5 protein-coding genes are annotated in these 9264 nt (G+C 34.1%); 1 reads left to right on the plus strand and 4 read right to left on the minus strand.

Translation table 11 applies throughout. The features are described 5' to 3' along the window. Positions 1 to 2: 2 nt before the first annotated feature. On the plus strand, positions 3 to 1568 hold the full coding sequence (locus QM538_02600; GenBank protein ID MDI9347373.1) for a hypothetical protein: 1566 nt from the start codon (positions 3 to 5) through the stop codon (positions 1566 to 1568). Between the two features lie 64 nt (positions 1569 to 1632). Here the strand turns inward: QM538_02600 and QM538_02605 are convergent, their stop codons facing one another. From QM538_02605 to QM538_02620, 4 genes are all read right to left on the minus strand, one after another. Beyond that, complete coding sequence (locus QM538_02605) at positions 1633 to 5397, minus strand: AAA domain-containing protein (protein ID MDI9347374.1); 3765 nt, start codon at positions 5395 to 5397, stop codon at positions 1633 to 1635. Between the two features lie 194 nt (positions 5398 to 5591). Next, positions 5592 to 7556 carry a DUF1302 family protein gene (locus QM538_02610; GenBank protein ID MDI9347375.1) on the minus strand — a complete coding sequence of 655 codons (1965 nt, stop codon included), beginning with the start codon at positions 7554 to 7556 and terminating at the stop codon, positions 5592 to 5594. A gap of 7 nt (positions 7557 to 7563) precedes the next feature. Next, entirely contained in the window at positions 7564 to 8421 is an 858-nt protein-coding gene (locus QM538_02615; GenBank protein MDI9347376.1) for a hypothetical protein, read from the minus strand. A gap of 58 nt (positions 8422 to 8479) precedes the next feature. Further along, positions 8480 to 9264, minus strand: a 785-nt coding sequence (locus QM538_02620; GenBank protein MDI9347377.1) for a hypothetical protein, incomplete at its 5' end; no start/stop codon positions are given.

Consider the following 9264-nt stretch of genomic DNA (forward strand, 5'->3'; position numbering starts at 1 on the left):
ATATGGCAATTGAAATGATTAGAAGTCATAGAAAAGCTGCCTATCTTATTTCGTTTAGTGCTGTAATTGTAGCTATTTTTGGAATATGGCGATTTACCATAATTTCACCAAACTCTGATGAGTTTATACAGTATCACCGGCTTGCCTGCTTTAATTTCAAATTTGCCAGTGAACATGAATATCTTTGGTCTTGCTCGGGCGCGAATAAAGCTAACATACTAGGTTTTACTTACCATAGGAATTTTCCATACACTGGTGCGGTTTCTAACCTATTCTACGCACCGTTTTATTTTCTCAATCAAACTAAATACTCACATTATTTATATGGTATTGTTATGGTTACTTTGTTTGGATGGTTGCTCATTCGCGCCCTCAAACTACCATGGTATTTACTAATACTTCCACTAGTTTATGTGCCACTACTCTACCAAAGTATGCATGATGCTGGGCCAATTCGCATTGCTTTAGTCGCTCATCCACTCTTGATATGTCTTACGCTGATACTCTTTAGTGAATATAAAAAACAAATCAAATACTTAGCGCTTTTTGGAATATTTTTCATCACGGCAATTGCTATTGAAGATAAGCCTTTTTTTATTTACTTAATACCTCAAGTGATAATACTCGCCATTGCCACTAGCTACTATCATTACCGTAATATTACGATTGTAGTTATTAAAAACAATTTATTTTGGGCGATACAAATAGTAGTAGCAATAGCGTTGGCAATACTATTGGTGTTAGTAATAACTCAAATTACAACTGATAATAGTAAAGAGTTTATAACCTACATTAAATATTTAATAAAAATGAAAACAATTTATATTGCAAACTTAGAACAAGAACTAACTTTTATACTTCGTTATAGTTTTTCACCAACTATCTTTGTTACAGACCGATGGGTTATGTTATCAAGTAGTCAAATGATACTATCGTTTCTCTCATTTATTCCACTAATCTCAATTGCCTTATTTCAAATATGGAAAGAGCGAAAAGGTTACGGTAAGTATCTAGCATTTAGTTTCGGGACTACCTGTTTAATATTTTTAATTATGAGAAATACTTACCTCGGCCATCATTTTATTTTCCTTCATATCCCTCTGATTATCGCAATTATAATCTTTGCAAGCACTTCTTTGCAACGGTATTTTATTACAGTGATGGCAATGGCATTGGTAGTTGTGGTCACAACATATCAAATTGCAATTATAGAATTTAAGGATATCTCTGACGGTGCCTCTAGTCCAGATCGTGAAATATTGGCAATTTATTTAGCTAAACCAGAAATTGCACAGAACTCAATCATTAACTACACCAGTAGTGGGGGTTATTTCATGCAATCACTTTTCGGTCACCCAGATCAACTCGTCACTCACATTCAACCCATCAATCTAGCAGAAACACAATCACTTGAAGTAAAGTTAAAAAAACTCAATAGAAAATATATTATAAATTTATGTCGTGGTTGCACCAAAGATGAATTGCAGCCATTTTTCCCAAAAGCTACGATTACGGAAATTGACCTCAACGTAACTCAATGGCATGCCTGGCAATTAGAATATAAATAATAATTGCACGAATTAGTCGGTGGTTGATCGCAATAATGTTACCTATATTTTGATTAAAATTATTTTAGGGTAATTGGTCGTGGATAATAAATGAATATAAAGTCTTCAGTTCAATAGTATGGTCTCTGAACCAATCTTCTGACCAAATTCTATAGACCCGATAACCGAGTTTCTCAATGATGTGCTGTCTATGCACATCGTGCCAGTGCGCTTCAGGGGTTGAATGATATGTTTTACCGTCACATTCTAAAACAATTTTTTCTTTGCTAGGAGTAGTAAGGAGCATATCAACTCTAAAACCACCTATCTTTACCTGCTGCTGGATAGCTAGCTCAGGAATATTCTTTTTAATAAGTTGATACACCTCTTCTTCAAATGGCGATTCAGATTGATTTAGTGCAGGTTGTCTGCTTCTTGAGTGAGATCGTGATTGTAAGATTTCTAGTATGCTATTTGCTCCTGCTATATCATTATTATGAATAGCTTCCGCATAGCTAAGATAGCTGAATAATATGCCTTTACCAGTATTGCCTTTTGTGGCGATTTCATCGTGGTAGCTGCTATAGACATCTTTAGGTATTGAAGTGCAAATAAATATTTTCTGTTTTGCTCGGGTGAATATAACATTCAGGAACTTATGGCCCTTTTGTGATTTATTAATCTCACCAAATCGATAAAAGAAATTACCTTCTTCATCTTTACCAAAAGTAGTTGAAATAATAATAATATCTCGCTCATCTCCTTGAATATTTTCAAGATTTTTAATAAACAGACCAGCTTGCCTTAATGCCTGAATATTTTTCTTTTCAGTTGCCGATCCTTCCGATTCTTTTTGATAGAGGAGTTTCAAAATACAATTTCTTTGATTAATATTAAAAGTAGCAACACCTACTGAAGGCATTACTCCATTAGTTGCTGATATGGCATTAAGCAAAAGTTCAACCACGGCATTAGCTTCAATCGGGTTAGTTCCTGATTCATTTTTAAGTAACCCACTTCTTTTGGAAACTTGATCATTGGTTTTTTTTCTTGAATAATAGATACCTTGCGTTTGTATAAAGTGAATAGGTGTGTACTCCTGTTTAGCCGGAAGAGGTATTAGATTATTTCCATAAAAGGCTGCATTAGAAAAATTAATCAAAGCTGGGTGCTGGGATCGGTAATGAAAATCTAAATATGATTTATTCTGGTTTTGTGATTGCTGTGCGTAATCCAAAAGTGATTCTGATCCGGATAGCGCTTGAGCCTCAGTACTTTCACTATCATCAGCATCTTCATCATTATCATTATCATCGTCGAGAGTTATGTTTTTACCAAAGTAACTAGAGGGTGGCATTTGATGTTCATCCCCAGAGATGATTTTATATTTTCCACGCAGCATGCACGTTAGGGTGTCCTCTAGTCGTAATTGGCTGGCTTCATCAAAAAGCACATAATCAAACAACCCAGGTGTAAGCGGAATAAAGGCATTGGCGGCTTCTGGGTTAGTTAAAATGACTGGAAACACACTTAATACCAATGTTGGATCTTTTTTAAAGATATTGCGCAGTGAATTACGAGGCCCGTTCTTAGTTCTTTTTTTATTAAGGAGGAGTTTGTAATTATACTCATCTTTAGTTTTAATCTGTTTTAGATGCCCTGATATTTTTTCAGACCATTGATATTGTATATGACCTGGAATTGCATTAATCATCGCTTGATTAGATTTAGTTAAATCCAGTAATAGTTTTTCGTATTTTTTTCTATCCTCATGAGTTAATGGCAACACTTCTGAATTTACTTTTGACAATTTCTCTAAGGCGCTTTCTAGCATGTTGGTGATGAGAATATTTATCCAATAGTCAGATGGAATCTTTTCAGTAATAAGACGATCTATAAACTGCGGTGTATCTGCGGGCATGCTGGTACGCAAATAATTCCACGAGCATAAATCAAAATATACTTCTTTTTGTTTTAGGATCATTTCCACTAACATGCAGTTTGCATTGATTTGTTTTAATAACTCAAGGTAAGACATTGAGGTCAGACCAACGAGTATGGAGTTATGCATAGTTTTTTTAATTGGGAGCGCCTTAAGACTTTCCGTACACTGGTGCAGTGTAGAACGCAAGGCTTGAACTAACTCAACTTTCTCTTTGCTCTCCTTGACAGATTTAATATTTTTAGCCATAGAATATACTCCATCTATCAGGTATTCGTAGATTTTCGGGTATGGATGGTATCTACGCTTCGCTAACTCAGATTCTGGAATATTCACTAAGATAGTTTTTACAGCTTGTTCAGTTTTTTTCATTACCATAAGAAAATCACGCAACCCTGTTTCAATTGCTTTTTCACTTGCATGGTCCAAGGGAGTGTCATACTCTCTTTCAACAAATACTTTAGCTGCGAGCGTTGCTATTTCTGTTTCATGTATCTTGCGCAATAACTTAATTGCCTTTTCAAGATTATCATACCATTGCAAATATTGTTCACTATCCAAATAGAGCGGATAATTCAATCTGTAATTTTGAGGAATGACTTCTCGGTTCTTAAAATACTCTCCAATTAAAGATTTGAGCGTTTTATCATTATGTAATCGTTTAGAACCAAATTCGTAGCGTGGAATTAGCTGTTCAATTATTTTCACAACCGTATCATGCAACGCAATCAAATTACTTGGGTTAGGCTTGACCAAGTCTCGGTCTCTAGAGTCTTCTAACAATTCGCAGATATCCCTTGCCTTATCCACAAATTCTTTTCTATCTTTATAAATATCATCAATAGTAATAGTCATCTGGTCTAATCCAACCTTTTTAAGATTTTCATAAATCACATCAAGCGCAGTTTTTTTCTCACAAACAACTAAACAAGTCTGACCTTTGGCTAAGGCATTTGAAATAATTGCTGTTAAGCTTTGACTTTTCCCAGTACCGGGTGGTCCGTAAATTATCTTGACTTCATCTTTAGCTAAAGTAGATACTATTTCAAACTGGCTTGGGTCAACTGGCACAGCAGTAGCGGTAGACAATTCTCTGGAGGGAGGGTCAGTTTGACTCGGCTGTAAAGATTCTACTGAGGCCGATAACTCCTCCATACTCTGGATAATTGTTTCTTTAGGAGAAACATAGAGACCAAAAACTCCTGACCAATGGATTTCAGTATTTTGTAAGTTTTCAACTGAGGTCTTTTCAGCCCTACGCAGAGTTTTATTAATTATATAGTCACTATGGAGCTTGGTTAATAATTCCTGAGTAATTTTTTCTATTTCATCCTGATTAATAATTTCATCGTCTAAGATTGATTCGGGAACTTGATATTTGCACGCTTCATCGGTTTCTAAGTACGAGAGTAAAAATTCATTAAACTTAACCACCATATCAGCATTTCGCTCAATTTTCCAAGTATTAGGTTTAGAAGTTACTTTCTTTAATTCCAACGACCAAATCAGTAATGGAGCGTGAATAATTTTATCTGGATCAATTCTACTTCTCTTTACTAAGAGAGGAAAACCAAAACCAAAATTCTTAAACCCAAACTCTAAAAAGTTGTCTTCATTTTCATTATAAATATTTTCTAGTCGTCTAATTAACGCAGCTGCTTCAGCCTTTTCGTCTTCATTGCTTGTCGATCTCTCCAATGTGGAAACTGAGAGTTCTACACTAAATGCCACTTCATGTAAAAGCTTAGTAAGTAGCTCTTTGCTTAACCCTTTTTTGCATAGTTCCAGATCAAGCAGATCAATTCTCTTGCTCATTCGTCCTGGCAAAGCAGATAGATGAATTGAGGTTTTGGTTGCCTGCTTGAGCTTCTTTAGTAAAGTGTCAACTAGTACTTTATTTATTTTCATTAAGGACATTATAATAGCATCACTGATATGATAAACAATCATAACAAAGTCACCTACCGCATTGGCAAGCCTGGCAATTAGACTATAAATAAGCCAATCAATTACTATTAATTAAGCTCGCGAAAATTTCATGTATAGTGAATTTAATACTCTGGTATCGGCATTCTTACAAAGCAAAATAACTTAGTGCATTTTTAAAAATAGTAAGAAACGCCGAAGCCAGTATAAACATTTGCATTACCTTTATTATAATCAGAGAGATCCCCATTATCAAAATTCGCAGCTGGTAATCCCATTGGCTCTTGCAAGAATCCAATTTTAATGGCTTGATGTACTAACTTCTTATAATCTGGCAAATAGATAGTATTAAATGAAAAAGGTATTTTAGTAAATGGAAATGCGAGATAAAAATTAATTTCAATATTTTCATACACCTTACTAGAATAGTTAGTTGCGATGCCATAACATTTACGACAAGATGAAAAAGTCCCAAATATAAATGAAGCCTGCTCTTTATTTTCTATACCAAAGCGTTGTCCAAGTAGAAAAGTAGGGATAATAGTAATTTCATTAATGGAAGGGTAATAAGCTTTCACATCAGATGGGTATTTTTTATTTTTAAATTTATATAGGTAAAAATAAAAATTAGCAAAAAAGCCATCATCGTCTTCATTACTAAAGCCTAGACTTAAAAACTCATAATACACTTCACTATAGAGCTTTCCGCCATTTTTAATTAACGCTTGCAAGTATTCTTTATCATCTATACGATCTGAGTTAGTCCTTGGTCTATTACAACCCAAATAGCTTGAAGAAGAATAATGTTGAACTGCAAGTAATAATAGCGCACATGGAGGCGGGTTTATTTCATATGTATCATCATATCCAGAAACTAAATCAAAATCATAAAATGGGATTGGGTTTAGGAATTTTAGATAATCAATCTGAAATGTGTAATGCGGTTCAGTTACAACAGAAAGCTCCAAACCAATTGCTTCTACTTGAGCAAATCCATTATGGTAATCAACTTCAATATTGTAGAGCGGGGTGTTCAAGTTGGGATTGATATTCTCTCGATTATAATAACAATCAGATTGACTAGGGCATAGTGGAACATGGGCAGGTAAAGCAGGCAGTGCTTGCACCAGCCTCATTTCCATACCTTCTCTGGTTGGCACTTGACCAAAGTATCCATTAAAGTAAGTAAGTGCAAAGATAACCTCGTCATGATAGAGTAAGCGAAACGCTTGTTGCGAGCTTTTATTTGGCCGATATTTTACATCTCCATAATCATTCGTAAATTCACATTCACTCCTGCCCCAAGTCGCCTCGCCTTGACATAGCGCATTAATTTTCTTAAACACATGTGAAGTTTGCAATGCTTGTATTCTGCCAAAGTAATCTCCCACTGGATCACGATCATGATTAAAAAAATAGTAAAATTCAAGCTCTAAAGTTGGATCTGCAACAATTGTTAGCAACGCCAACTGATTTGGATATAAATAATCAGATACATTTGCCTTTACACTAAACTCTGTTTGAGAAAATGGTAGCAAAAAATTAAGTGGAGATACTAATGAATTTTGACCCCAAACTATTTTCTGATTACCAATTTTTAAACTTGCCACTTCATCACCGAGCTCTAAATAAGTCTCATCAAAACGAAAATAAGAATGGCTCGTATTAAAAACACGAACATGGTAGTTATCGTCATTATAATATTGATAGGGATCTGAATACCTTTCAGGAAAAAACTTGCGAAAATAACTATTGTACTCATCATTATACTTTGCACAGTATGTTGTTTTTCCAGAACAAGCCCAATAAGCCGTCGTTGAATCAATCTCCCCTCTTAATTTATAACTTGTATAGTATGGATCTGAGTAATCTATACTAAGCGCATTAGAATATCTTGCTCTTGTAGTATTTGCATAAAATTCAACATGTATTTTTAAAATATCATCAAAAGTATCTTGCCAACGAAAACGAAGTGAAAGTGATTGTAGATTTTCAAAATCTGTATCCACCCCCTTACCCACCACACTATAATTTATAAAACCTGAAATATGCTTATCAATATAATCAGAGTCTTTAGTATCCTCACCCCATCCTTGATGAATATAAGCTAAAACAATAATTCCAAATATCAACCTAATCATTGAACCATTATTCAATTATCCAACCAATCTTTATGTTATACCCATAAATATACTTAAACTTAAGGTATGACCGTTCCGACACATCAGCGTCTGTCACATACGAAGTTTTGTACGATAATACACTCCAACCAACATACAATGAATCATCAGGAAATAAATGCCTCATCCCTATACCAATACCATCAGGGCTAAATATACCATTGAATTTTGGGTCAAGTTCTTCACCTTGATACTTGGCAGTACCGCTATCCCATGCATTTGTAGTATATAAATAGTTGTAAGTCAAATCTAAGGTAGGAGCAATTGGAAGTAAATAAAAGCAGGAGTCTTTACAAATACTAGGACTATTAGTCAACTTGCGGGAAGTGGTATATTTCTTAGCATTTTTTATTTTATACAGAATATTATCCCTAGCATAATCTAAGTCAATGCTTAGATAATTATTTTGACTTACTCCAAATAAAATACTAAATGATTTTATATTACCGAATAAACCTGAAGATTTACTCGTTTTTGGTATGAACTCTTTAATATCACTTTCAATATATCTACAATTTCCGCATCTCTCTCTTTGATCCCCAACAACGGGAAGGGTAGCTGCAGTTAATTCAAACCCCATTAAAGATTCAGAAAGATAGAGGTATGAATAAAAAATACGATTAGTATTAGTTGAGATTGGAGCAAAGTTAGTAAATTTGTCATAAGAATTGTACGGACTTTTATTTTCATCATAGTATTGTCTACCATCGTAAATAGAATCTCCCTTAGAAACATACCAATTGAATGCTCCACCAATCACATGGTAATGTCTTACTTTGCTTTCTTCTTCTGAATACGAGCTGATGGTAAAACCAATTACGAACATTAGAATACTTATAGTGAGTATATAATTTTTGAATTTATATTTCAATTGTTACTCACCATTATTCAATTATCCAACCTAACTTTATGTTATACCCATAAATATACTTAAACTTAAGGTATGACCGTTCCGACACATCAGCGTCTGTCACATACGAAGTTTTGTACGATAATACACTCCAACCAACATACAATGAATCATCAGGAAATAAATGCCTCATCCCTATACCAATACCATCAGGGCTAAATATACCATTGAATTTTGGGTCATATTCTTTACCTTCATATTTGGAAGGCCCGTTCTCCAATGCATTTGTAGTATATAAATAGTTGTAAGTCAAATCTAATTTGGGAATCAAATATTCGGCAGGTAATTGAACAGAATTGTAGCAATTACAACGATTACCAAACTTGTCGAAAACAACGAGTTTCTTAGCATTTCTTATTTTATACAGAATATTTTCCCTCGCGTAATCAAAGTCAATGCTTAGATAATTATTTTGACTAACTCCAAATAAAACACTAAATGATTTTATATTACCGAATAAACCTGATGATTTACTCGTTTTTGGTATGAACTCTTTAATATCACTATATGTTCTTATACAATTTTTGCATATTTCTTTTTCATCATTCAAGGGAAAAGTCGTTGCAGTTAATTCAAACCCCATTAAAGATTCAGAAAGATAGAGATAGGTATAAAAGAAACGATTTCTATTAGTTGAAATTGGAGCAAAGTTAGTAAATTTGTCATAAGGATCGGACAATCTTTTATTTTCATCATAGTATTCATGTCTACCATCGTAAATAGAATCTCCCTTAGAAACATACCAATTGAATGCTCCAC

The organism is Candidatus Methylacidiphilales bacterium, from assembly GCA_030054035.1.
GTDB lineage: Bacteria > Pseudomonadota > Gammaproteobacteria > JASGCS01 > JASGCS01 > JASGCS01.

Coding starts and splice junctions, on each gene's coding strand:
- QM538_02600 (MDI9347373.1), top strand. CDS start 3: ATGGCAATTGAAATGATTAGAAGTCATAGAAAAGCTGCCTATCTTATT.
- QM538_02615 (MDI9347376.1), bottom strand. CDS start 8,421: ATGTTCGTAATTGGTTTTACCATCAGCTCGTATTCAGAAGAAGAAAGC.
- QM538_02610 (MDI9347375.1), bottom strand. CDS start 7,556: ATGATTAGGTTGATATTTGGAATTATTGTTTTAGCTTATATTCATCAA.
- QM538_02605 (MDI9347374.1), bottom strand. CDS start 5,397: ATGAAAATAAATAAAGTACTAGTTGACACTTTACTAAAGAAGCTCAAG.